General features: G+C 72.4%; 17 protein-coding genes. 14 read left to right on the forward strand and 3 right to left on the reverse strand.

The features are described from left to right. Nucleotides 1-33: 33 nt before the first annotated feature. From IZR02_RS02350 to IZR02_RS02380, 7 genes are all read left to right on the forward strand, one after another. Entirely contained in the window at nucleotides 34-1,023 is a 990-nt protein-coding gene (locus IZR02_RS02350; protein ID WP_025104654.1) for an AAA family ATPase, read from the forward strand. Further along, nucleotides 1,020-2,390, forward strand: coding sequence for a DUF58 domain-containing protein (locus tag IZR02_RS02355; RefSeq protein WP_025104653.1), 1,371 nt, complete (start codon nucleotides 1,020-1,022; stop codon nucleotides 2,388-2,390). The genes IZR02_RS02350 and IZR02_RS02355 overlap by 4 nt, the downstream gene beginning before the upstream one ends. Nucleotides 2,391-2,443: 53 nt before the next feature. Continuing rightward, nucleotides 2,444-4,930 carry a transglutaminase-like domain-containing protein gene (locus IZR02_RS02360; protein ID WP_157544421.1) on the forward strand — a complete coding sequence of 829 codons (2,487 nt, stop codon included), beginning with the start codon at nucleotides 2,444-2,446 and terminating at the stop codon, nucleotides 4,928-4,930. Next, entirely contained in the window at nucleotides 4,927-6,447 is a 1,521-nt protein-coding gene (locus IZR02_RS18010) for a DUF5684 domain-containing protein (protein ID WP_025104651.1), read from the forward strand. Before IZR02_RS02360 ends, IZR02_RS18010 begins: the two co-directional genes overlap by 4 nt. Beyond that, on the forward strand, nucleotides 6,444-7,271 hold the full coding sequence (locus IZR02_RS02370; RefSeq protein WP_025104650.1) for a PP2C family protein-serine/threonine phosphatase: 828 nt from the start codon (nucleotides 6,444-6,446) through the stop codon (nucleotides 7,269-7,271). Before IZR02_RS18010 ends, IZR02_RS02370 begins: the two co-directional genes overlap by 4 nt. Beyond that, entirely contained in the window at nucleotides 7,268-7,939 is a 672-nt protein-coding gene (locus IZR02_RS02375) for a hypothetical protein (protein WP_025104649.1), read from the forward strand. Before IZR02_RS02370 ends, IZR02_RS02375 begins: the two co-directional genes overlap by 4 nt. A 62-nt stretch (nucleotides 7,940-8,001) precedes the next feature. Beyond that, complete coding sequence (locus IZR02_RS02380) at nucleotides 8,002-8,463, forward strand: hypothetical protein (protein WP_025104648.1); 462 nt, start codon at nucleotides 8,002-8,004, stop codon at nucleotides 8,461-8,463. Nucleotides 8,464-8,478: 15 nt separating this feature from the next. On the opposite strand, the gene IZR02_RS02385 is transcribed toward IZR02_RS02380, so the two are convergent. The 3 genes from IZR02_RS02385 to eccD are packed head-to-tail and all read right to left on the reverse strand — an operon-like array spanning nucleotide 8,479 to nucleotide 12,482. Continuing rightward, nucleotides 8,479-9,789, reverse strand: a complete 1,311-nt coding sequence (locus IZR02_RS02385; RefSeq protein ID WP_025104647.1) for a S8 family serine peptidase — start codon at nucleotides 9,787-9,789, stop codon at nucleotides 8,479-8,481. Then, nucleotides 9,789-11,144 (reverse strand): type VII secretion protein EccB, encoded by a 1,356-nt coding sequence (eccB, locus tag IZR02_RS02390; protein WP_025104646.1) that lies wholly within the window; start codon nucleotides 11,142-11,144, stop codon nucleotides 9,789-9,791. The genes IZR02_RS02385 and eccB overlap by 1 nt, the downstream gene beginning before the upstream one ends. 3 nt (nucleotides 11,145-11,147) lie before the next feature. After that, the gene (gene eccD, locus IZR02_RS02395) at nucleotides 11,148-12,482 is read right to left on the reverse strand and encodes a type VII secretion integral membrane protein EccD (protein ID WP_025104645.1); all 1,335 of its coding nucleotides are present in this window, start codon (nucleotides 12,480-12,482) and stop codon (nucleotides 11,148-11,150) included. 324 nt (nucleotides 12,483-12,806) lie between these two features. Between eccD and IZR02_RS02400 the strand changes: the two genes are divergently transcribed. The 7 genes from IZR02_RS02400 (at nucleotide 12,807) to IZR02_RS02435 (ending at nucleotide 23,344) form a co-directional block, all read left to right on the forward strand. Next, nucleotides 12,807-13,121: a WXG100 family type VII secretion target gene (locus IZR02_RS02400; protein WP_025104644.1), complete on the forward strand. Its 315-nt coding sequence runs from the start codon at nucleotides 12,807-12,809 to the stop codon at nucleotides 13,119-13,121. 41 nt (nucleotides 13,122-13,162) lie between these two features. Further along, nucleotides 13,163-13,444 carry a WXG100 family type VII secretion target gene (locus IZR02_RS02405; protein WP_081811619.1) on the forward strand — a complete coding sequence of 94 codons (282 nt, stop codon included), beginning with the start codon at nucleotides 13,163-13,165 and terminating at the stop codon, nucleotides 13,442-13,444. A 124-nt stretch (nucleotides 13,445-13,568) separates the two neighbouring features. Continuing rightward, a complete protein-coding gene (locus tag IZR02_RS02410) occupies nucleotides 13,569-13,916 on the forward strand; it encodes a hypothetical protein (protein ID WP_025104642.1) in 348 nt (115 codons plus the stop codon). Between the two features lie 11 nt (nucleotides 13,917-13,927). Further along, nucleotides 13,928-16,654 (forward strand): S8 family peptidase, encoded by a 2,727-nt coding sequence (locus IZR02_RS17855; RefSeq protein WP_254385415.1) that lies wholly within the window; start codon nucleotides 13,928-13,930, stop codon nucleotides 16,652-16,654. Nucleotides 16,655-16,776: 122 nt separating this feature from the next. Continuing rightward, a complete protein-coding gene (locus IZR02_RS02425) occupies nucleotides 16,777-18,141 on the forward strand; it encodes a hypothetical protein (protein WP_062766203.1) in 1,365 nt (454 codons plus the stop codon). A gap of 50 nt (nucleotides 18,142-18,191) precedes the next feature. Further along, nucleotides 18,192-19,373, forward strand: coding sequence for an FHA domain-containing protein (locus IZR02_RS02430; RefSeq protein ID WP_025104638.1), 1,182 nt, complete (start codon nucleotides 18,192-18,194; stop codon nucleotides 19,371-19,373). Next, nucleotides 19,370-23,344 carry a type VII secretion protein EccC gene (locus tag IZR02_RS02435; protein WP_025104637.1) on the forward strand — a complete coding sequence of 1,325 codons (3,975 nt, stop codon included), beginning with the start codon at nucleotides 19,370-19,372 and terminating at the stop codon, nucleotides 23,342-23,344. The genes IZR02_RS02430 and IZR02_RS02435 overlap by 4 nt, the downstream gene beginning before the upstream one ends. Nucleotides 23,345-23,360: the final 16 nt, after the last annotated feature.

Raw genomic sequence — 23,360 nt, forward strand, 5'->3', positions numbered from 1 at the left:
CGCCGAGCACACCGACACGAATACTCTTTCCCTATGCCAGCCACCGCAGCAGCCCCCGTCACCATCGCTCCCGAGCAGGCCTCCTGGTTCGCCGAGACGTTCTCGATCCTGAGCGGCAACATCGAGCAGGCGATCCTCGGCAAGCGCCACGTGGTCGAACTCGTGCTCGCCACCGCCGTCAGCGGCGGCCACGTCCTCCTGGAGGACTATCCGGGAACCGGCAAGACGGCGCTCGCCCGCGCCGTCGCCCAGACGGTCAACGGGACCAGCAGCCGCATCCAGTTCACGCCCGACCTCCTTCCGGGCGATGTGACCGGCATCACGGTCTATGACCAGAAGGAGGGCACGTTCGAGTTCCACGCGGGGCCCGTCTTCGCGAACATCGTGCTCGCCGACGAGATCAACCGGGCGAGCCCGAAGACCCAGTCCGCGCTGCTCGAGGTCATGGAGGAGGGCACGGTCACGGTCGACGGCGTCACCCGGTCCGTCGGCTCCCCGTTCCTCGTGATGGCGACGCAGAACCCCATCGAGCAGGGCGGCACCTACCGGCTGCCGGAGGCCCAGCTCGACCGCTTCATGATCAAGACCTCGATCGGCTACCCCGACGAGGCGGCGACGATGCGCATCCTGCAGGGCGCCGGTCGGCCGAAGACGGTGCTCGACGGCATCGTCGACACCGACACGATCCTGACGATGGCGGAGATGTCGCGCGGGGTCTACGTGAACCCGCTGGTGTCGGACTACATCATGCGCATCGTCGACGCCACGCGGCGCGCGTCCGAGGTCCGTCTCGGGGCCAGTGTGCGCGGGGCCCTGGCGCTGTCGCGCCTGGTGATGACGTGGGCGGCCAAGAACGGGCGCACGTTCGTGACGCCCGACGACGTGCGCGAACTCGCCGTCGTCGCCCTCGCGCACCGTCTCGTGCTCGAACCGGAAGCCGAGTTCGACGGGGTGACGGCCGTGGCCGTGGTCGGACAGATCCTCCTCGACGTCGAGCCTCCGCGCGAGAACGGCACTGCGTGACCTTCAGCACCGAATCCCGCCTGACGCGGACGACCGCCGGCACGAGCACGTCGACGCGGACGTCCACCGTCACGCGTTACGACCGCACGCGCCGCGGTCCCGTGCGCGGCGCGGTCTTCGGCGCGCGTCGGGTGGTCCGCTCCGTGGGGCGCGCGACGAGGGCCACGGTCGGCTGGGTCCGTGAGACGGTCACCACGGCGGGGATGCTCGTCGCCGTGGCCGTGGTGCTCGGCGTGCTCGCCGGGCTGCTGTTCGGCTGGGTGGAGGCCTGGGCGGTCGCCACGATCGCGCTCGTGCTGCTGGTGGCCTGCGTGCCGTTCATCCTCGGCGCCCATGACTACCGGATCGATCTCGTGCTCGACCGCGACCGCGTCGTCGCCGGTGCCGAGATCGGTGCGACGCTCGACGTCCGCAACAACGGCGAGCGCCTCTCGCTCCCCGGCGTCGTGGACGTGCCGGTGGGGGAGGGCCTCGTCGAGGCGCACGTGCCGCTGCTCCGACCGGGCGCGCACCACCGCGAGGAGCTGACGATCGCCGCGCACCGCCGCGGCGTCATCGATGTCGGCCCCATGACGATCACCCGCGGCGACCCGATCGGGATCCTCCGCCGAGAACTGCGCTGGCCGGATGTGCAGCGCATCCATGTGCACCCGGTGACCGTGCGGCTCCCCAGCACCAGCGCGGGCCTGATCCGCGACCTCGAGGGCACGCCGAGCACCACCCTGGTGGACGCCGACCTCTCCTTCCACGCCGTGCGGGAGTACGTCGTCGGCGACTCGCCGCGCCACATCCACTGGAAGTCGACGGCGAAGACGGGCACCCTCATGGTGCGGCAGTACGAGGAGTCCCGGCACGCGCGCATCGCCGTCATCCTCGACCTCGACCCCGAGTCCTACGCGAGCGACGACGAGTTCGAGAACACGGTCAGCGCCGCCGCGTCCCTGGCGCTGCAGGGCGTGCGGGACGGCAGGGACGTGCTCTTCTCGGTGAGCAACGAGATCCCGGAACACGGTCGCGCGGAGGTGCTGTCGATCCGCACTCTGCCCACGGTCACCCCCAAGGCGCTCCTCGACGCGACCTCCACGATCGATCAGGCGGCACGGGTGATGCGGCTCGAGGCCGTCGCGGCCCTCACGGCGCAGTCGTACCCCGACCTCTCGATCGGGTTCCTGCTGACCGGCTCCCTCCTGCCTCTCGAGCGTCTGCGTCACGCGGCGGTGAAGCTCCCGGCGGCCGTGGAGGCCGTGGCGGTGCGCAGTGAGCTCGGTGCGCAGCCGACGATGCGGACGGCCAGGGAGCTCGCGGTGATGACCCTCGGGGCGCTCGGCGACCTCCCGCAGATGCTCGCCCGCGGAGCACTGCGATGAACGCGGCCGGCCCGAAGCGCGGGCGGCCGCGTCGCGGAAGCCTCCCCTCGGCCTTGACCCTCTGGTCGCTGGGATACGTGCTCGTCGGCGTGCTCCTCGCCACAGCGGCCGCCTGGCCGGTCTATGAGTCGTCCCGGGCCCTCGCCGTGGGGATCGTCGGCGGCCTCCTCGGCATGGCCGTCGCCGTCGTCGCGCGCATCCTGCGCTGGGGAACGCCGCTCGCCGCGCTTGCCGCAGCCGGTGTGTACCTGCTGGTCTCGGTGCCACTGGCCATCCCGTCCGCGCTCACCTCCGTGCCCGCATTCCTCGGCGGCGTGCGGGACGCGGTGCTCGGGGTCGTGCTGGGCTGGAAGCAGATGCTCACCCTGAACCCGCCGCTGGGCGAGTACCAGGCGGTCCTCATCCCCTTCCTCGTCGTGATGCTGTCCGGCTCGTTCGTCGCCACGCTCCTCGTCTGGAGCGGGGGCAGGCGGGCGGTGGCCGCCGTCCCCGTGGTCGTGGCGATGAGCGTCTTCGGCATCGCCTTCGGCGTGAGCGGCACGTCCTCCCCGGTCTCGGTGGCCGGAGTCGAGCTCCCCGCGCCCCGGGAATGGCTGATCGGCGTCGCCGTCTTCGTGGTGTCCCTCGTCTGGCTCGTCGGACGCACGCGGCTGCAGCGCGCCGCCGCCCTGCGCAGCGTGGCGGCGGCGAACATCTCCCGCCGTGCGACCCCCGCCTGGCTCACCGTGCGCCGGCACCTCCTCTCCGCGGGGTTGGCCGTGATCGCCCTGGCCGCGGGCTTCGCGATCGCTCCCGCGGCGGCCGGCTGGTCGGACCGCTCCGTCCTCCGCGACGAGATCGAGCCCATGGTGGTGGTGCAGGAGCAGCCGAGCCCGCTCAGCTCGTATCGATCCTGGTTCGCCGGCGGCATGCTGGACACGCCGGTCGTGCAGCTGGAAGGCGATCCCGGTGCCGTGGATCGCCTCCGTCTGGTCACCCTCGACGCCTACGACGGCGAGGACTTCCACATCGACGCCGACGACCGCTTCAGCCGCCTGCCCCGTTCGGCCCTCCCCGGCCCCGGCCGGGTGACGATGGAGATCACGATCGGCGAGGGCTACCGGGGGATCTGGGTTCCGTCGCCGGCCGGCCTCGCCGAGGCTCCCGCCTTCTCCGGGGAGCGGGCGGACGCGCTCGCCGACGGCTTCCACGTGAACGCCGACGGCGACACCGCGATCACCGTCGCCGACGCGCCGGGCGGCGGGGAGGGGGTGGTGCCCGGGGATCGCTACGCCGTGCTCATCGATGCGCCGGGCAAGCCCGGTGACCTCACAGCGCTCCAGGGCGGACGCTCGACCCTCGACACCGATCGGTACCCGGCGCTCGTCGAATGGGCCGAGATGCAGGAGCAGCCGCGGACCGGCGCCGGCTACCTCGAGGTGATCGATCGCCTGCGGTCCCGCGGCTATCTCAGCCACGCGCTGCTGGAGGACGAAGCGGCCGCCGGTTGGATCGCCGCTCTGCAGCAGTCCGAGGGGTATGCCTTCGCGCCCAGCTATGCCGGGCACTCCGCCGCCCGCATCGAAGAGCTCTTCACGGCGCTGACCGAGCAGGAGCGGCGGGCGGGCGCCGACGCGAAGCCGGAGATGCTCGTGTCGGCGGTCGGCGACGACGAGCAGTTCTCCGTGGCCGCGGCTCTCCTCGCGCAGCACTGGGGGCTGGAGTCCCGGGTGGTGATGGGCGCGCGCCTCGCCGGCGCGGACGAGGTCCCGGGGATCCCCGCCTGCGGCGACGTGTGCACCGGCGCGAACATGAGCGCGTGGGTCGAGGTTCGCACCTCAGGGGGAGAGTGGATCCCCGTCGACACCACGCCCCAGTACTCCATGCTGCCGAGCACCCTCACCGAGGGCGAGCAGCTGCCGGAGCATCCCACGGTCCCCGAGCAGCCGCGGTCCGAGGCGTTGGACCCGCCGCAGGCGCAGAGCGACGCGAACAACGACGCGCCGCCGCTCGAGGAGCCGGCGTCGGAGGTCCTCGCCGTCCTGCTGCCGATCCTCCGGGGTGTCGGCCTCGGCCTCCTCGCCCTGCTGCTGCTCGCCCTGCCCTTCCTCGTGCTCCTCGTCGCGAAGAGCAGGCGCGCACACGCGCGCCGCACGGCCCCGGATCCCGAAGTCCGTCTGGCCGGCGCCTGGGAGGAGCTCGCCGACGTCTACGCCGATCACGACGTGCCCATGGCCGGGCAGGGCACCCGGACGCAGCGCGCGCAGTCGAGCGGTCGCGCGGCCGCGCAACGGCTCGCCGCCCTCGTGGACCGTGCCGTGTTCGCCGAGCACCCGCCGACTCCCGAGGACGCGACGGCCGCGTGGGCCCTCGTGGACGCGGAGCGGGCGGAGCTCGCCAAGACGGGGACACGGTGGCAGCGCCTGCGTGCCCGCATCCGGCCGACCTCGTTCGTGGCCAGGACGCGGTCGCTGCGCCTCCCCGGCTTCGGTGCACGACCCATGCTCGGTACGCTCGGATGGACCGGTTCACTGGATGACCGGAAGAAGGGGGACTCATGACCGCGCCCGCGGACTCCGGTCTGGCCACGATGCTCGTCATCATCGTCGGACTCGGCCTGCTCGTCGGCCTGGCCGTCTACGTCTGGTACGCCCTCGCGCTCTCGCGCCTATTCCCCCGGATCGACGGGGAGGGGTGGAAGGGCTGGGTGCCCGTCCTGAACGAGGCCGAGATCCTCGCACGCGGGGGAGTGCCCGCCTGGTCGGTGGTGTTCTACTTCATCCCGATCGTCCAGCTCTACGGGATCTACCTCAAGGTCGTCGCGACCCACCGGATCAACCGGCGCTTCGGACGGGGCGCCGGCATGACGGTGCTCGCCATCCTGCTGCCGCCGGTCTGGGCGACCGTCCTCGCCTGGGGCCCCGCCCCCTATCCCGAGGGCGACCGTCTCGCGGCGCTCCAGCCCGGGCCGCGCCGCAGCGCTCCGCCCGCGACGGCTCCTGCGCGTGATGCCTCGGGGTACACGATCCCCTCCCTCGCCCCGGCCGGGACCGGATCGCCGGAGACGCCGTCCCTGATCTTCCCCGACTACGCCGCGCCGCCCGCGGTGGTTCCGGCCCCCGGCGCGCCGACCGCCGAGCCGGCGGCCCCGCGGTCGTTCGCTCCGCCTGCCGCGTCCCCGACATCCCCGCCGGCACCGTCCGTGGCATCCTCGCCGTCGGCTCCGCCGTCCCCGACCTTCGCACCCCCGGCACCGTCTGCTCCCTCTCCCGCGGCCGCGGTCCCCCCGGCACCGCCGACCCCGCCCGCGGCGCGCGTCTCGCCCCCGGCACCCGTTCTCCCGCCCGCCGCCCCGGCGCCGCAGCCGGAGCCGCCCGTCGCAGCGCAGCCGCCGACGGGGATCATGGCCGCGATGGGCGACGCGCCTCCGCCGGCCCCGCAGCCCGCGCCGGCACCGGCCGTCCCGCCGGCCGAGCAGATCCCGGCCTCCGCGCCGACGACGGAGGCGAATCGTGTCGTGCGCCCGGTGCCGCCGTCGTTCCGCGACGCTGGTCAGGCCGAGGCCCCGCCGATGCCGACGATCCGTCCCGTCCCGTCTCCGGCCGATGCCCCCGCGGCAGCGCAGAGCGCGCCCGTACCGGCTCCGGCTGCGCCCGAGGGCCTCATCCCCGATGTCGACAAGACCGTGGTGACGCCGCGTCCCACCGACGACGACCTCGACGCCACGGTGGTCGTCGCCCGCAAGCGCGGGGTGCGGCGCGTCCTCGTGCTGGACGACGGTCGTCGGTTCTCGCTGTCCGGCGCGAGCGTCGTGATCGGCCGGAACCCCACCGGGGAGCCGGGCGAGCAGCGGCTGGCCATCCCGGACACCACCCGCACGCTGTCGAAGACCCACGCCCGCCTGGTGGTGCAGGAGGACGAGTGGCGCCTGACCGACCTGCACGCCACCAACGGCGTCGTCGTGGTGGCCGACGACGGCTCGGAGACGCTCCTGGACGCCGGTGAGAGCGTGGTGGGCACCGGCCGGTTCATCCTGGGCGAAGTGGGCATGCACGTCGTCGCGGAGCGCGATTCGTGACCGTGGAATCCGTCGTCCTCCGGGTCGCCGCGCTGACCGACACCGGGCTCACGCGGACGGCCAACGAGGACGCGGTGCTCGACGCGCGTCCGGTCTTCCTGGTCGCCGACGGCATGGGCGGGCACGACGCCGGTGATCGCGCCAGCGCGGCCGTCGTCGCCGCCTTCGAGCCGCTGCGCGGGCGGACGGTCGACGTCGGCGACATCAGTGACGCGCTGAGTCGAGCCGCGGCCGTCGTCGAGGGCATCGCCGCCGCGCACGCCCGCGGTGCGGGCAGCACCGTGACGGGTGTGGCCCTCGTGGATCACGAGGGTGCGCCGCACTGGCTCGTCTTCAACGTGGGGGACTCCCGGGTCTACCGGCACCACGGTACCGAGCTGGCGCAGCTCACGATCGACCACTCCCTCGGACAGGAGCTCGTCGATGCCGGGGAGCTCCGCCCCGAAGACCTGGCCTCATTCTCGCGCCGCAACGTCATCACGCGCGCGGTCGGGGCTCCGGACAGCACCGCGGACAGTTGGCTGCTCCCCGTCGTCGACGGCGAGCGGCTCCTCCTGTGCTCCGACGGACTCACCGGCGAGGTGAGCGATGAGGCCATCCGCGCGACGCTGACCATGAACGGCCGCCCGGAGACCGCGGCGGCGGCCCTCGTCCGCCGCGCGCTGCAGGGCGGAGGACGAGACAACATCTCGGTCCTGGTGATCGATGTCGTCTCCGGCGGCGCACGCACGCGTCCCGACGACGCCACGGGCGGACGGGCCGCCGTGTCCGCGGTCACCGATTCGATGCTCGAGGGCACGACGGTCCCGGTGCGAGCGCGATGAGCGACGAGGAGGCCGAGGAGACCGTCATCCTGACACGGCGCGACCGCCGGCGGGCCGAAGCGGCGGACCCGGTGCCCCCGGGGGCCGATGACACGTCGTCCGCCGTCGATGAGGCCACCATCGTGGTGGATCGCGCGAAGACGGCTCCGGCTCCCGACCGAACCGACGCTGCCGCGGAGGATGCGCCCGAAGGCGCCGTCGCCGATGAGCCGGACGATGCCGGGCCCGAGGAGGACGCGGGGGAGGCCATCGACGACGCGACCGTGGTCGTCGATCGCTCCGGGCCTCCGGCGGCCGACGCCCCCGAGGACGCCACCGTGGCGGTCGCGCGTCCGGCTCGACGCCTGCGGCGGAAGAAGGGCGCCGCCGCAGAGGGCGACGGCACCGCACCCCAGGCCGCCGAACCGCGGTTCCGCGTCGACTCCTTCGCCGCCCCAGACGGCGCGCCGGCTCCCGCGATCTACAAGCCGCGTCCGGCTCCGCGCACCCCCGCCGCTCCGCCCGTCGTCGTCGGGGCGGCCGCGCCCACGCGGGTGGTGGAGCCCGGGCTGCCGTCGGTCGCCAAGCAGGCGCAGCGATGGAGCGTCGTCACCCTTGTTGCGACCGTCGGGGCGGGCGTCGTGTCGGTCGTCGGTCTCGTCGTGCTGGGCTTCGTCGTCTTCGCCTGAGGAGGCCGGCGCCCTGCGGCCCTCGCTAGGGTGGGGGAAGTCCAAAGAGGGGGGACAGACGGATGGATCGAGATGCGAAGCAGTCGACGGCGACGAGCAGCACGTCGCGCAGGCCGCGTGTCGCCGGCGTGTTCGCCGTCGTGCTCGGTGCTCTGTCGGCGATCGTCGCGATTCCTGCGCTCGTCGCGGTGTCGACCGACCCGGAATTCCTCTTCGGGGGTCTCGTGGCTCTGGTCGTCGCAGCGGTGTCGTTCCTCTTCGCCGGCTTCGCCTTCCGGTTCGTCCGCGAGCCGTCGACCATGCGCACCGCGATGACCCCGTTGCTCTGGCTCGTCGCGGCGGCGCTCTTCGTCGGAGTGCTCGGCAGCATGGGGGCGTTCGTCTACGGTCAGGTCGTTCAGAACCCGCAGAGCGCGGCCGTCGGGTTGCTCCTGCTGCCGTTGGCGGGAGGCGTCATGGTCACCGGTGCGGTGCTTGTGGGGGCGGTCGTCCGGGCGCGACAGGCGGCAGCCGCCGGCCGCTGATCCGGCCTCTGCCTCTCAGGCTTCGGGGTCGGGGCGGTCGAGGAGGCCGCCCTGTCGTTCGACCTCGACCGCCGCGTCGGCGGGGGTCTCCCGGCGTCGCCGGAGGACGATGAGGATGCCGAGGACTCCGAGCAGGCTCGCCCCGGCGATCGCGGCGATGAGGGCCACTTCGCGGGTGAGGACGAACGGCGGCACCCCGTGGTCGGGCTCGACGCTCACGACCGGGGGCCGCACCGCACTCTCCCCGGTGTCGAAGAAGGGGCTGACGGGTCCGCGGGTGGTGGGGTCGGGGAGGAGCTGAATGGCGGCGGAGGGCCGGATGAAGCCCCAGCCGTTCACGTCATCGCGGTTGTCGGCATCCGCGCGAAGTGCGGTCGCCGTGAGCCGGTACGCCCACCCCGCGGGCGGATCCTCCGGGTGCGCCTCGGCGACCAGGGCCGCCGCCGCGCTCACGTAGCCGGTCGCGAAGCTCGATGCCGGGGCGTCGGAGGCGAACAGGCAGTCGCCGCCGCCGGTCGCCGCGGTGAGCACGTTCGCGCCGGGGGCCGTGACCCCGACCTGCGGACCGTGGATCGAGCTGTCGGTCGCGAGCCCCGTCGCATCGGCCGCGCTGACGCCGAGCGCCTGCTCGTAGGCGGCGGGATACCGGGCTCCGTCTTCGGCCTCCGGGTCGGAGGCCCTGTTGCCGCCACTGGCGACGACGAGCGCTCCGACGGCGGCCGCGTGCTCCACCGCCGCGCGCAGCGCAGGCGAGTCCGTCTCCTGCGACGACGAGACGTTGATGATGTCCGCGCCGTTGTCCGCCGCCCAGTTGATGCCGTCGGCGAGGCGCTGGGCGCTCGGTCCCCACCCCTTGTCGATGTCCTGCGGCGAGTCGCTGCGGAACGCGCGCACCGACAGCAGGCGCGCATCGGGGGCGAGCCCCACCACGCCGGAGCCGGAGACGGGCTGCGCCGCGATCTGCCCGGCGATGGCGGTGCCGTGCCCGGTCAGATCGCTCAGGCCGTCGCCGCGTTCGTCGTCGCCGACGAGGTTCACGCCCCCGACGACGACGCCGGCGAGGTGCGGGTTGCCGGCGTCGATCCCGGAGTCGACGACCGCCACGACGACGCCCTTCCCGGTGGCGAGACGGTTCGCATCCTCCGCCCCGAGGGCCGCGAGTGCCGACGGCGCCTCGGGAGCGAACACCACGGTGCCGGGCTCGCAGGCGCCGGTCGCCATCGACACGATCGTCGTGGGAGCGGTCGGCGCGGCCACCACGGCGGCCGGCGTCCCCCATACGGCAGCACCCACCACGAGGGTGGCGAGAGCGGCGCGGCGGCGCATCACTCGTCCCCGGAGCCGGGCGACTCTCTCGCGGCCTCTGTGGTCAGCGCCGGCCCGGCGGCGAAGAAGTCGATCCACGCGCTCGGCACCCGCCCGACGTCGCCGGGGGCATAACCGAGCTGGGCGAGCGGTCCGCTGGCGGCGTCCTCCGCCGACTCGTCCGGCACGGCGCCCGGGATGGCATAGGCGGTTCCGGACTCGTCGACGAGCACGGCCATGCCCACCGCCTCGTCCGACGGGCCGCTCGTCTGCACGAGGGCCCCACCGCCGACCGTGACGGCGACACGGTCGCGGTCCTCCGGCAGCTCGGTGCTCGTGGACCCGAGGACGGTGCGGGCGTCGTCGCCCAAGACCGCGCACGGGGTCTCGCCGGAGGCGAGCGGCGTCAGCGGAAGCGTGGGCCAGTCGTCGCCACCGGCGTTCGGAACGGTGGGAACGTCGGCCACCTCCGCCGGGGACACCTCTTCCTCGTCCGCGCCGGCCTCCTGCGCGCTGCCGAGCAGGTAGAGCTGGTACGCGAGCGGGCTGAGGCGCGCGAGCTCTCCGGTCGCGAGGGCCACGTAGCGCTCGTCCGCGGGGCTGCCCTGCACGTGCACGATCGTGCCCGCCGTCAGGTCGGTCCCCGGCACCCGGGCGCCGACGGCGTTCAGGCGGATCGGCTCGAGGTCGGCGCCGCTCTCGAAGAGGTTGAGCCAGCGTCCGTCGACCTCGATGACGTCGCTGGTGCCGAGGCCGACCGCGCGCAGCACCGCGTTGGCGTCGTCGGCGGGGACGGCGTAGCGGAGGCCGTCGGCGATCACGAAGAGCTCATCACCGCGCTGCACCACGGCCCCGGTGCCCGTCGACGGCTCCGCGATCGGCGCCCCTGACAGCGAGACGGCGGTCCCGGCAGAGTCGTCGATGCACGCGGTCCATGCCGTGTTGATGAGGGCGCTCGGGGTGGGCAGGTCGTCAGGGGCACCGAGGATGCCGATCGAACCGCCGACCGGGATGCCGTCGAGGGCGGCCTGATCCGTGCGCACGACCTTGAACTCGCCGGCGGGGATGAGCAGGCGGGCGCTGGCGGTGTTGATGACGGGGTACAGCGTCCCCTCGACCGAGACGTAGCGGGCGCCCGTGTCGGTGGCGACGATGAGGCGGTTGTTCTGCCAGTCGCCGGGGAGGCCCGGCTGCATGATGCCCCAGAACACGCCGACGAGGATCACGCCGACGGTGAGGGCGATGCCCGCGATGACGGCGCGCAGCGGCTTGGCCGGTTCGAGCTCCTTGCCGCCGGGGGCACCGCCGGTGAAGGCGGAGAGGAGCCGTCGTCGGCTGAAGCCCTGGGCTTCGATCAGGTCCTTCTTGGTCGCCATCGGTCAGACGAGCCCCGCCGTGATGACCCCGAGCGGGAGCAGGAGGGCGAGCGCGACGACCTCGACCGTGTCGCCGAGCCGCGTGAGGCGGAGGCGGGCCTTCGGCGTGAGCAGCGTGAGCCCGATGAGCACCACGGTGGCGACCACGAGGATGAGCAGCATCCAGGTGCGCACGTCGGGGAGGGCGAGGGCGACGGTCACACCGGTCGCGGCGAGGCCGATCGCCCCGATCGCCATCAGCACGAGTACCCCGAGCCGGGCGTGCATCTGCCGCGACTGGAACATCATGCCGACGAAGGCGAGCACGCACAGCACGGCGCCCGTGACGCCGCTGGCGGCGACGAGCGGGGTCGCGATGAGGGCGGCGAGGCCGAGCGCGGCACGGAGCGCGATGAGCGTGCGGGTGCCGGCGGCGGCGCGACGCTTCACCTCCTCGGCGTCGATGGGCTGCGGCGCGGAGAACATGTCGGCGTCGCTCTGCGGCGAGATCACCCGGATGCGGGTGGAGCTCAGAGCCAGCCAGGGGATGCCGTTCGCGAGCAGGGCCGTGGTCGCGAGCATCAGCGCGTACGAGGCGAGCGGGTCGCCGAAGACCGCGGCCGCCGTGGCCGTGATCCCGATCGAGGCACCGAGGGCGATGGGCACGAGGTGGATCTCGGGCTTGTCCTGGGTGACGGCCAGGCTGAGGCCCCCGACGACGACGAGTCCGAGCCCGAGAGCCGCGAGCGGCCAGCCCCAGATGCTCTGCGCGGGGACCGCGAGGTAGCCCGCGAGCCCGCCGTACGCCGCGGCGGTGAGTCCGAGCGCATGACCGGCCTCGGGCTGCCGCAGCCGCATCAGCACGGCGGCGGCGACGCTGAGCACGACCGCGCCCGATCCCGCGATGATCGCCGGGAGCAGAGACGTCGGCGGCGTCGCGACGAGGAGCACGGCGCAGAGGGCGAGGAAGGTGAGGCTGACGAAGAGGGCGGTGCGGGAGCTGTCCGCGGGGGTCCAGGAGTTGTGCTGCTCCGCCGTCGCGTCGATCACGGCTTCCACGACGTCGTCGTAGACGCGCGGCTCGCGCATGAGCCCGCCGCGCACCAGGGTCAGCAGCTCGCCGTCGTGCACGCCCTGGGCCGCAGCACCGCGAGCGGGGTCGAGGGGCGTGCCGTCCGCCCGCTGCAGCGCGTATCCGCCGTGCGTGAGGGTCGGGTCGAGCACGCCGAGACTGCGGGCGAAGCCGGGGATGATCTCGACCAGGGGGACCTGCGACGGCACCCCCACGTCGAGCCTGCGGTCGTCGCTGACCACGGAGATCCGCAGCACGGTTCCTGCCACGGTGCCGCTCTGGCTCATATCGGTGGTGTCCCCCCACGTGTGTGATGCTCTCCCGCCGCAGGCATTGCGGGGGGTCCGGCCCGGACTCACTCTAGTTGACAGGCCAGATACTATCTGTTGCGCACGCGCGGGCTGCGGCTGAGGCGGCTCGGGCCTGCTTCAGGCCATTCATCGATCGAACGTAGAAATTTCGATACGGATCTGTCCAGGCCGTTGGAAATGGGCACCGACCTGCTTTAGCCTATGTGCGGAAACAGATTGTCGGGGGTTGTTCCGAAGTCGTCCCGTATCGGGAAGGCGCTCCCCCGCGTGTGTCCTCATGGGGACCGGAGGGAGTGAGTAATGGCTGATGTCATCTCCGCAGAAGAGGGGGCTCTGCGTCGCGGAGCCCAGGCCGTGCGGGAGACGAAGTCCGGGATCGATCAGCAGACCAAGAAGGTCCGCGGTGAGATCGAGCAGCTGCGCGGGTTCTGGACGGGTGCGGCCGCCGCATCGTTCACCACGCTGATGTCGCGGTGGGACGAGCAGGCTCGTCAGCTCAACGAGGTCCTCGTGACGCTCGAGGATGCCCTCGCCGGCACCGAGCGCGACCAGGCCGCGACCGAAGAATCCCACCAGCAGACCATCGCGGGCCTCGGCTCGATGATGGGCGCCTGAGCGCAGTCCGCAGAGATTTCAAGGAGAACATGATGCAGTCGATGTCCGTTCGCCCGGAGCAGGTCAACGCTCTCGCGGCGCAGATCCGCAGCGGGTCGCAGGGTATTCGTTCCGAGCTGGACCGCCTCGAGTCCGAGGTCAGCAAGCTTCGTGCGGCGTGGGATGGTGCCGCGCAGCAGGCCTACGACCAGGCGCAGGCCAAGTGGAACCGCTCGCTGAGCGAGATGCAGCAGCTGCTCACGCAGATCGCCGGGAAGACCGAGGAGATCTCGGGTCAGTACGTGCAGACCGATAAGTCGGCTGCGGGGCGCTTCGGCGCGTGAACCCGGGGCGCGGGTCTGACGCGGAGATGCGTCGGGCCCGCGCCGTCTGCTGTGCTTTTCGGTGAGCCACCGGACGGCACAGCAGGCGTGACGGGATCGCCGGAGGAAAGAAGAGGGGGCGTCGATGACCATCGGAATCGACTTCGATCAGATCATGGCCGAGCTCAAGCGGCTGGCCCGTGAAGCAGCGGCTTTTCCTGCCGCGAACGAAGTCGCCGTGTCCGAGGGTGGCACGTCGAAGGCGACGGATGAGCTGCGGAACGCGGTGGCCTACGCGGCCGGTCGTCTGAGCGTGGCCACGCAGAATGCTGTGGACTCCTTGAACGAGACGCAGGAGACGATCCGTCAGGCCGTCATGATGATCGCGGAGCAGGACGCAGCCATCGCTGATGACTCGAAGCTGATCCTGTCGCTCCTCGACTCTGCCGTCGCGCAGAGCGACTCGGACACGAGCGCGGAGGCCGACTACTGATGCGACGCGGTGTGCTATCCGGCGCATCCACTGCGGTCGCGTCGATCGTCGCGCTGGCGCTTCTCCTCCCTGCGTCCGCTCACGCAGCGACGCTGGAGTCGGGTCTGTGGTGGTTCGATCGCGGAAAGGTGCAGGCAGCGCACGATGCGGGCTTCGACGGGACGGGTGTCACCGTCGCGGTCATCGACGGTCAGATCAATCCCGACATCGTCGGTCTCCGCGGCGCGGATCTCGAGGTGAAGGACTCCTACTGTCGCGACGCCAAGGGAGACCCGGTGCCGGCGACGTCGACCGATTATGTGGCGGCGTCGCATGCGACGCACGTCGTCTCGATGATCGCAGGGACCGGAGATGCGCCGGCAGGCGGCCTTCCCGTTACCGGGGCCGCGCCTGGTGCGAAGGTCCTCTACTACCCGGCGATCGTCACCGACGGGGTGTTCGATACCGCGATGGGGGAGAAGTTCGACGAGCAGTGTCTGCTCGAAGACGGCAGCACGGTCATGGCTGATGGGACGACCGGGGTGTCGCGTGCGATCGAGGATGCGGTCGAGGATGGCGCCGACATCATCTCCATCTCCCTCGAGGGCTTCGATCTGACCGACGCCCTCGCCAAGGCGGAGGCCGCCGGCGTGATCGTGGTGGCGGCTCTTCCGAACAACTCCGGGGTGGCCTCGCAGCCTGCGTCGGGCAACGGCGTCGTTGCAGTGCAGTCGTTCGGTGCCGATGGGAAGATCCAGAGCTCCACCACCATCGAGGGCGTGGGCGAGCCTTCGCCGAATCAGAGCGACGACGTGATCGTCGCTGCGCCGGGGATGGGTCTGCTCGGGCAGGGCAGCGAGAACTCCTGGGACGAGCAGGTCCTCCTCACCGGCACGTCGTATGCGACGCCGATCGCGGCGGGCTTCCTCGCCGTGGTGAAACAGAAGTACCCGGATGCCACCTCGGGTCAGCTGCTGCAGAGCCTCATCCGCAACACGGGCACCAAGGGCGAGCACGAGCCGGAGTGGAACGACAGCGTCGGCTATGGAGCGGTCTCGCTGACGGGGATGCTCGCTGTCGATCCGACGGCGTACCCGGATGTCAACCCGATCTTCGATGCAGAAGACCCGAACGCCCAGCCGTCGGCGGCCGACGTCCGCGCTGCAGCTGCTGCTGCGACGCCGGCGCCGACCGCCGACAGCGACGAGCCTGGCGAGACTTCGTCCACGCAGGACGCATTGGTGCCGCTGCTGGTCGGGGCGGCATCCTGGTCGCTGTCCTTCTCGTGGGCGGCATCATTCTCGCGGTCGTGCTCACACGATCTTCACGACGACGGAACAACGAGCAAGGGGGAGCCCATGGCCGGTAAGCAGGCTGGTGGCGGTTACGAAGCGGAACTCAATCGCATCCGAGCTGTTGAGGACTGGCGCATCCCGAAGGCTCCTGCGCTTCAGAACGCGCTGCGCTCGTTGGACAGTGCGCTTGCTGCTGTGCTCGCATCGTCTGCCTGGGAGGGGAGCGCTGCTGAGAGCGCCAGGACGTCGCTGAACACCCTGCGTGCACGGTTCCGCAACGTGGAAGCGCACGTCTCACACATCACGCGGGTCATCGACACGGCGAACTCGATCCGCCGGGAGACCGCAGCGGCAGAACTCCCGAGCGCGCAGGTCGATTCCTTCTGGGCGAACGCCGCGCGCGTCGGCTCGGTGGTCGTCCACCCTGTGTTGGGGCCGCTGGCCGCCGACACCGCACTCGATGCCATCGGGAACTTCCTCGGCAACAAGCGGGAAGAAGAGGCCCGCAAGATCGTCGAGCGGGTCGAGGCGTCGCTCCAGGAGCCGGCCAAGGAACTCCGCGAGTCCTCCGCGCGGGTGGCGTCGCTCGACATGGACGTCACCGTGCCCGGCGGCACGGATGACCAGCCCGGCGGATCCGATCCCGGTGTGACGGCTCCACGGATCTCGTATCCGAGCGGCATCGGCGGCCCGTCCGGCTCCGCACCGGGCGTCGGAGGTGTGCCTCCTTCCGGCGCCGGTGTCGGCGAGTATCATCCCCCGGTCCCGACGAACCCTTCGGTGCCCTCGGTCCCCACCGGGCCGGGCGGCGGAGGATGGGTTCCAGAAGGTCCCGGCGATCGCCCGGGCGATGTGGGTATCGATGATCCCTCAATCGACTCTCCCGGCGGCGGCCTGCTTCCGGGCGGGCCCGGTGGCGGTCTTCCCGGCGGTTCCGGTGGTCCCGGCGGCTCCGGTTCCGGCTCGCTTCCCGGCGGTGCCCTTCCGGGCGGGGTCTTCCCCGGCGGTGGCGGGGGACTCGGCGGCATCGTGGGCGGTGGCGCCGGTGCGGCGGCGATCGCGGCGAGCTCGAAGATCGCCGGCTTCGGCAGCATGGGCGGGCTCGGCGGTGCCGGCTTGGGGCCGGGCGCAGGCGCTGGGCTCAAGGCCGGTGGCGGTCTGCTCGGTAACTCCGCCGTCGGTGGTGTTGGCGGCGTCGGTGGTGCAGGCGGCCCTGGCGGTATGGCCGGTACTGGCGGCGTCGGCGGGGCGGGTGCCGCGGGCACCGGGTCTTCCGGCGCGGCAGGAGCCGGTGGCCGACCGGGCATGGGCATGATGGGCGGCGCCGGTGGCGCCGACGAGGAGGAGAAGGCGAAGCGTTCGGGCCTCGGTGGTCCTATCGCGCCGAAGCTGGAGGACGACGAGGAAGCTGGTCCCCGCGCCAAGGGAGCGCGCGCCGGATCCCGCGACGAACCCACCGACTGAATGACGCCGCTCCGGTTCGAGAAGGCGCGGTACGAGGGTCGACGCGGGGGCATCGTGAACCCCGGGAACGCCGGAGGCGGTGCCCCGCAGCGAGAGTCGCGCGCAGTGGATAAGGTGCAGGTGTGTCAGTCGAGATCGTAGAGCGGCGTCGGATCGTCCTCCAGAGCGAAGACCGCCGCATCGACCTCTCCCTGCCGCTCGACGAGACGCTGGAGGACGCTCTCACCCTGAGCGGGATCCCCGACGCGGACCGGTTCGTCACGATCGGCCCCGGGGGATACGAGATCCCCGGCGACACCGAGTGCGAAGACCTCGTCGACGGCGGCCTCTACGCGCTCATCGACCGTACGGCTCTGGCTCCGCCGGTGCGCCCGGTGGAGAAGGCGTCGGGCCCGACGCGCGCCGACCACGGCGCACGGTGGTGGCTGCTGGCCGTGAGCGGGATGCTGCTCGTCGCGGTCTTCGCCCAGGGCGCCGTCGATCCTCTGATCCGGCTGCTCGTCGCCCTCCTCGTCGCCGCCGGTGCGGTCGGTGGCGCCGTCGCGTGGGCGCGACGGGACTCCGCGGCGGGAGTGCGCGGCATCCTCGGGGTGCTCGCGCCGGTGCTGCTGTCGTTCGCGGCCGGCGCTCTCCTCATCCCGGCCGGGCTGGAGGACGCGTCGCACCTGTCGACCGCCACCGGGTTCCTCGCGGCCGGCATCACCACCGCGATCATCGCCGTCACGGCCCGGGCTCGGCCGATGCGCGCCGCCGCCGGCACGGCGACGGTGCTGCTCGTGGGCCTGGCCGCCGTCTGGGGCCTCGCCCTGCTGCTGCGGTGGGGGGAGGCGGAGGCCGCCGCCCTCTCGCTCGGCCTCGTGCCGCTGGGCCTGCGTGCCCTCCCGAGCAGCCTCGTCAACCTGCCCGAGGGCTACTTCATCGACTACAAGCACTTCATGACCAGCCGGTGGACCGTGCGCGGAGCCATCCCCGACTCGGTCGGGCTGCTGCGTCCGGAGCGCATCACCGCGGTCGTCGACGATTCCTCCGCGCGACTCATCGCGGGCACCGCCGTGCTGAGCATCGTGGCCGCGGTGATGGCTCCGGTCGCGTTCCTCCGGCCCTGGCCCGACGACGCGTTCGTGGTCTCCGGCGGGATCGCCCTGCTCTGCTGCCTCGCGCTCGCCCTGCTGCTCACGCCGCGGCACACCACCTCCCGCCTCCTCCGATGGTTCCCCCGCGCCGCGGCCGCCGTGGTCTGCCTCGTCGCCGGCATCCAGGTCGCGGCGGCCCTCGGGAGCGGCTTCCACCTGCTCGGAGCGGCCCTGCTGTTCCTCGTCGGGTTGGCGGCGGTCGCCGTCGTCATCCCGGTGTCCAAGGGCGCGAAGTCGCTGGTCTGGTCGCGGGTCGGAGACGCGTTCGAATGGCTCGCCGTCGCGCTCGCCCTGCCGTCGGCCCTGCTGTACGCGAATGCGCTCTCCCTGGTTCGTGGAATGATGGCCGGATGAGCGGGAACGGCCCATCACAGTCCTGGCCGAGCGGGGGTCCGATCCCGCCGATGGCGCCCGGCGGAGACCGTCCGGGGGAGATCCCTGCGCTGCCGCCCGCCCTGATCGCGGCGCCCCCCGGTGTCGACGGCACGCCGCTGCGCCAGACGCCCGCGCCGCCCACGCCGATCGCCTCGTCGCGGCGCACCGTCCCTCGGCCGGCCGAGGGACTCGGCCCCGCCTTCCGCGGAGCCCCCGCCGGCACCGTTCAGCGGATCGCGGCCTTCACCCTCGACGCGGCTGCCGTGTTCCTCGCCTCCGCCGTCGTCCTCGTGCTGACGCAGAGCGTGCTGCTCGCCGCCCTCACGGTCTTCGAGCTCGCCCTGTTCCTCTGGGTGCTGGAAGCGCGGACCGGCCTCACCCTCGGCAACGCCGTGCTGCGCCTGCGCAGCGCGCGCGCCGACCGGCCGTGGTCGCCGGGGATCGGGCGCCAGTTCGTCCGCGGCATCATCACCGGAGCCGGCTTCCTCGTGGCTGTCGGCAGCTGGGTGGTCGTCGCCTCCAGCGCCTGGGATCGCGGCGGCAGACGGCAGTCCTGGGCCGACCGCGTCGCCGGCACCGTCGTGGTCGCCGTGCCCGCCAAGGCGGCCGTCGAGGCTCCGCCGGCTCCTGCCGCGGTGGAGGCCGCTCCGCTCGCTCCGCCGCAGGTCGTGCCGCTGGTGGCGGCGCCGTCCGTCGTGGACGAGGACTCCCAGCCCACCGACGCCCGCGCCGCCTCCCGCCGTACCGAGACCCCGGAACCGGCAGCACCCGGATCGGATCGGCCGCTCTTCACCGTCGCCCCCGCCCCGGCGCCGCAGACGGGCGCCGAGGCTCCCGCGCCGGAGACCGGGGCGCTCCTGCTCATCTTCGACACGGGCCAGCGGGTGCAGCTCGCCCTCCCCGTGGCCGCGAACCTCGGGCGCGGCCCCGTCGCCAGCGCGCACGACGACCGCCTCATCGTCGTCACCGACCCCGACGCGTCCGTCTCGAAGACCCATCTGCGCATCGAGCACTCCCGCGGCCGCACCTGGGTGACCGACTTCGGTTCCACGAACGGCTCCGACGTCCGCAGCGACGACGGCCAGACGACCGAGCTCGTCGCTGGCGAGCGCGTGCTCCTCGACGATGCCGACCGTGTCCGCATGGGCAACCGCAGCTTCACCATCAGCCTCCTGCTAGGTACAGACAGCAGCGCCGGAGAGAGAGCATGACAGGACCCCGTCTCGCCCCGCCCCGTGTCCCCTCCGGGAGGCTCCCGGTCCAGGCCCCGCCGGAGCTGCAGCCGAACGACGGCGGCATCGGGATCCTCGGGTCGCTGCTGCCCATGCTCGGCAGCGTCGGCGCGATCGTCATGGTCACCATGTCGAACCAATCCGTCACCGGTCTGCTCACCGGCGGCATGTTCCTGCTGTCCTCGCTCGGCTTCGTCGCCGTCAACGGCTGGCGGCAGCGCTCTCAGCGGCAGGCGGCCACGCTCGGTGCCCGTCGCGAGTACCTGGCGTACCTGACCGAGCTGCGGCAGACCGTCCGCGTCGCCGCCCGGCAGCAGCGCCGCTCCGCGAACTGGCACCTGCCGGCGCCGTCGACCCTGCCGTACCTCGCGGAGGAGCGCACCCGCGTCTGGGAGCGCGGCGTGAACGACCCCGACTTCCTGTCGGTCCGCGTGGGGGTCACCGACCAGCCGCTGTGCGTCACGCTCGAAGCTCCGGAGCTCCCGCCGCTGGCGCAGCTCGACCCTGTCGCCGCCTCGGCCGCGCACCGCTTCATGCTGACGCACGAGGTCCAGAAGAACCTCCCGCTCGGCGTCACCCTCCGCGACTACGCCCGCATCGAGATCACGGGTGACGAGGACGAGACCCGGGCGCTGGCCAGGGCCATGCTGCTGCACGCGGCCACCATGCACGACCCCGACGTGCTGCAGATCGTCATCGCCGCGGACACCGGGGTGCTCCCGCAGTGGGAGTGGGCGAAGTGGCTGCCGCACACGCACTCGCGCACCGTCCGCGACGGCCTCGGCGCCGCCCGGATGATCGGCTCGCAGCTGTCCGAGCTCGAGGACATGCTGCCGCCCGAGGTGCGCGAGCGCTCGCGCTTCGCCCGCGACGGCTCCGGACCGAAGACGCCGCACATCGTCATCGTCACGGACGGCGCCACGACGTCGTTCAACGACGCCCTCGTCACCGGCGACGGCGTCCAGGGTGTGACCGTGATCGACCTGCCCGCCCGGTGGGGCGACCTCGACGACCCGAACGCCCTGCGCATCGCGTTCGAGACCGGCGGTGCGAGCACACGCGCCGAGCTCGTCAGCCTGCAGGTGCCCGCGCGCCCGTTCGAGGCCGACGCGATCACCATCGTCGAGGCCGAGGCGACCGCTCGTCGGCTCATCGCCCTGTACTCGGGCGGCACGGCGATCGCGAGCAAGAAGAGCGCGACCGGCCAGGCCGAGCTCGTCGAGCTCCTCGGTCTTCCCGATGTGCGCGACCTCGACCTCGACGCCGCCTGGGCACCGCGCCTGGAGCGCGACCGGCTCCGCGTGCCGATCGGCCAGACCGAGGACGGCAGCCCGCTCATCCTCGACATCAAGGAATCGGCGCAGCAGGGTATGGGCCCGCACGGCCTCATCATCGGTGCCACCGGCTCGGGGAAGTCGGAGGTGCTCCGCACGCTCGTGCTCGCGCTCGCGATGACCCACTCGCCGGAGCAGCTCAACTTCGTGCTCGTCGACTTCAAGGGTGGCGCGACGTTCGCCGGCATGGCCGACATGCCGCACGTCTCGGCCATCATCACGAACCTCGGTGAGGAGATCTCCCTCGTCGACCGCATGCAGGACGCGCTCCAGGGCGAGATGGTGCGCCGACAGGAGCTGCTGCGGGCCACCGGTCCGTTCGCCAACGTGGCCGACTACGAGAAGGCGCGTCGCGGCGGCCGCACCGACCTGGCGCCGCTGCCGGCCCTGCTCATCGTCGCCGACGAGTTCTCCGAGCTCCTGTCGGCCAAGCCGGAGTTCGTCGACACGTTCGTCAACATCGGCCGGCTCGGCCGCTCGCTGCAGGTGCACCTGCTGCTGTCCTCCCAGCGGCTGGAGGAGGGCAAGCTGCGCGGCCTCGACACGCACCTCTCCTACCGCATCGGTCTTCGGACGTTCTCGGCGGCCGAGTCCCGTACGGTCCTCGGCGTGCCGGATGCCTATCACCTGCCCACGCAGCCGGGCGCCGGCATCCTGAAGTCCGACACCGAGACCATGACCCAGTTCCGCGCCGCGTACGTGTCCGGACCACCGCCGCGTCGTCGTCGTCGGGCCTCGTCCGGCTCCGGCCAGAGCACGGGTTCGACCGCGGTCGAGCTGTTCACCGCCGCGCCGGTGTGGCGGGCGGAGGCGCCGGTGGACGAGCCGGAGGTCGTGGTCGACGCCGAGCCGGAGGAGAAGCGCAACACCTTCGAGATCGCGGTCGAGTCCATGAAGGGACGCGGCCCCGCGGCGCACCAGGTGTGGCTGCCGCCGCTGGTGACACCGGCCACCCTCGACCAGCTCTTCGGCGACCTCGTCGAGGACCCGTCGCTCGGTCTCGTCTCCCCGCGCTGGCGGAAGGCGGGAGCGCTCACGGTCCCGCTCGGCATCGTCGACGTGCCGCTGGAGCAGCGCCGCGAGAACCTCGCGGTCTCGCTCGGCGGCGCGGCCGGACACATGGCCATCGTCGGCGCGCCCCTGAGCGGTAAGAGCACGCTCGCGCGGACGACGGTCGCCGCCCTGGCGCTCACGCACACGCCGCAGGAGGTGCAGTTCTTCGTCATCGACTTCGGCGGCGGCAGCTTCACCGGCATGCAGGACTTCACGCACATCAGCGGCGTCGCGACGCGGTCCGAGCCGGACGTCGTCCGCCGCACGGTGGCTGAGGTCACCAGCCTGCTGAACGCCCGCGAGGTGTACTTCCGGCAGCACGGCATCGACTCGATCGACGCCTACCGGCAGCGCCGCGGGCAGGGACTGGCCGACGACGGCTACGGCGACATCTTCCTCATCGTCGACGGATGGGGCACGCTCCGCGCCGAGTTCGAGATGCTGGAGCCGCAGATCCAGGCGATCGCCGCCCGCGGTCTCACCTACGGCGTCCACGTCGTGATCACGGCGGCGCGCTGGATGGAGATCCGGGCCAACATCAAGGACCTCATCGGCACACGCATCGAGCTGCGTCTGGGCGACCCGACGGACTCCGAGGTCAACCGCAAGGCGGCGGAGAACGTCACAGCCATCCCCGGCCGCGGCCTCAACGACCGCGGTCTGCAGATGCTCACGGCGCTGCCGCGTGTCGACGGCGTGGACGACGCGTCGAGCCTGCCGGACGGGATCGACGACCTCGTGGCCCGCGTCGCGGCGGCGTGGCACGGACCGGCCGGACCCAAGCTGCGCCTGCTGCCCTCGCGCATCAGCCATGCCGATCTGCGCGCCGTCGCGGCCGCGCAGTCGCCGGACGGCGCGGAGCCCCGCGAACTGCTGCTGGGTATCGACGAGGCGAACCTCGCCCCGTTCTCGATCGATCCGGTCGCCGAGCCGCTGCTGTATCTGTACGGCGACGCGGACTCCGGCAAGTCGTCGATGCTCCGCGGCGTCGTGCACGAGATCACGCGTCTGTACGGGCCGACCGAGGCGAAGATCTTCGTCGTCGACTACCGTCGTGCCCTGCTCGGCGAGATCCCGCAGGAATACCTCGGCGCCTACCTCACGTCGCATGAGATGACCGAGGGCGGGATGAACGAGCTCGCGCAGTTCTTCCGGAGCCGCATCCCCGGACCCGACGTCACGCCCGACCAGCTCCGCAGCCGGTCGTGGTGGAAGGGGGCGGAGGGTTTCGTCCTCATCGACGACTACGACCTCGTGGCGACCTCGCAGGGCAATCCGGTCGCGGTCCTCGCGCCGCTGCTCGCGCAGGCGGCCGACCTCGGCCTCCACGTGATCCTCACCCGCCGCACCGGCGGGGCGAGCCGCGCCGCGTACGATCCGATCATCCAGCGCATGACCGACCTGGGTGCGACCGGCATCCTGCTCTCGGGCAGCCCCGAGGAGGGCCAGCTCATCGGCAAGGTGAAGGCCGTTCCCGCGATTCCGGGCCGTGCGCAGATCGTCAGCCGCGATCGGGGCCTCGTCTCCGCGCAGCTGCTGTGGGTGCCGCCGAGCTACGAGTGACAACCGAGGAGAGACC

It is taken from the genome of Microbacterium paraoxydans, assembly GCF_019056515.1.
Taxonomy (GTDB): Bacteria; Actinomycetota; Actinomycetes; order Actinomycetales; family Microbacteriaceae; genus Microbacterium.

Bases quoted from the DNA above. Each gene is read 5' to 3' on its own strand.
- IZR02_RS02385 (WP_025104647.1), bottom strand. From the start codon at position 9,789: ATGCGCCGCCGCGCCGCTCTCGCCACCCTCGTGGTGGGTGCTGCCGTA.
- IZR02_RS02380 (WP_025104648.1), top strand. From the start codon at position 8,002: ATGGATCGAGATGCGAAGCAGTCGACGGCGACGAGCAGCACGTCGCGC.
- eccB (WP_025104646.1), bottom strand. From the start codon at position 11,144: ATGGCGACCAAGAAGGACCTGATCGAAGCCCAGGGCTTCAGCCGACGA.
- eccD (WP_025104645.1), bottom strand. From the start codon at position 12,482: ATGAGCCAGAGCGGCACCGTGGCAGGAACCGTGCTGCGGATCTCCGTG.
- IZR02_RS02350 (WP_025104654.1), top strand. From the start codon at position 34: ATGCCAGCCACCGCAGCAGCCCCCGTCACCATCGCTCCCGAGCAGGCC.
- IZR02_RS02430 (WP_025104638.1), top strand. From the start codon at position 18,192: ATGGCGCCCGGCGGAGACCGTCCGGGGGAGATCCCTGCGCTGCCGCCC.
- IZR02_RS02435 (WP_025104637.1), top strand. From the start codon at position 19,370: ATGACAGGACCCCGTCTCGCCCCGCCCCGTGTCCCCTCCGGGAGGCTC.
- IZR02_RS02400 (WP_025104644.1), top strand. From the start codon at position 12,807: ATGGCTGATGTCATCTCCGCAGAAGAGGGGGCTCTGCGTCGCGGAGCC.
- IZR02_RS18010 (WP_025104651.1), top strand. From the start codon at position 4,927: ATGACCGCGCCCGCGGACTCCGGTCTGGCCACGATGCTCGTCATCATC.
- IZR02_RS02410 (WP_025104642.1), top strand. From the start codon at position 13,569: ATGACCATCGGAATCGACTTCGATCAGATCATGGCCGAGCTCAAGCGG.
- IZR02_RS02405 (WP_081811619.1), top strand. From the start codon at position 13,163: ATGTCCGTTCGCCCGGAGCAGGTCAACGCTCTCGCGGCGCAGATCCGC.
- IZR02_RS02375 (WP_025104649.1), top strand. From the start codon at position 7,268: ATGAGCGACGAGGAGGCCGAGGAGACCGTCATCCTGACACGGCGCGAC.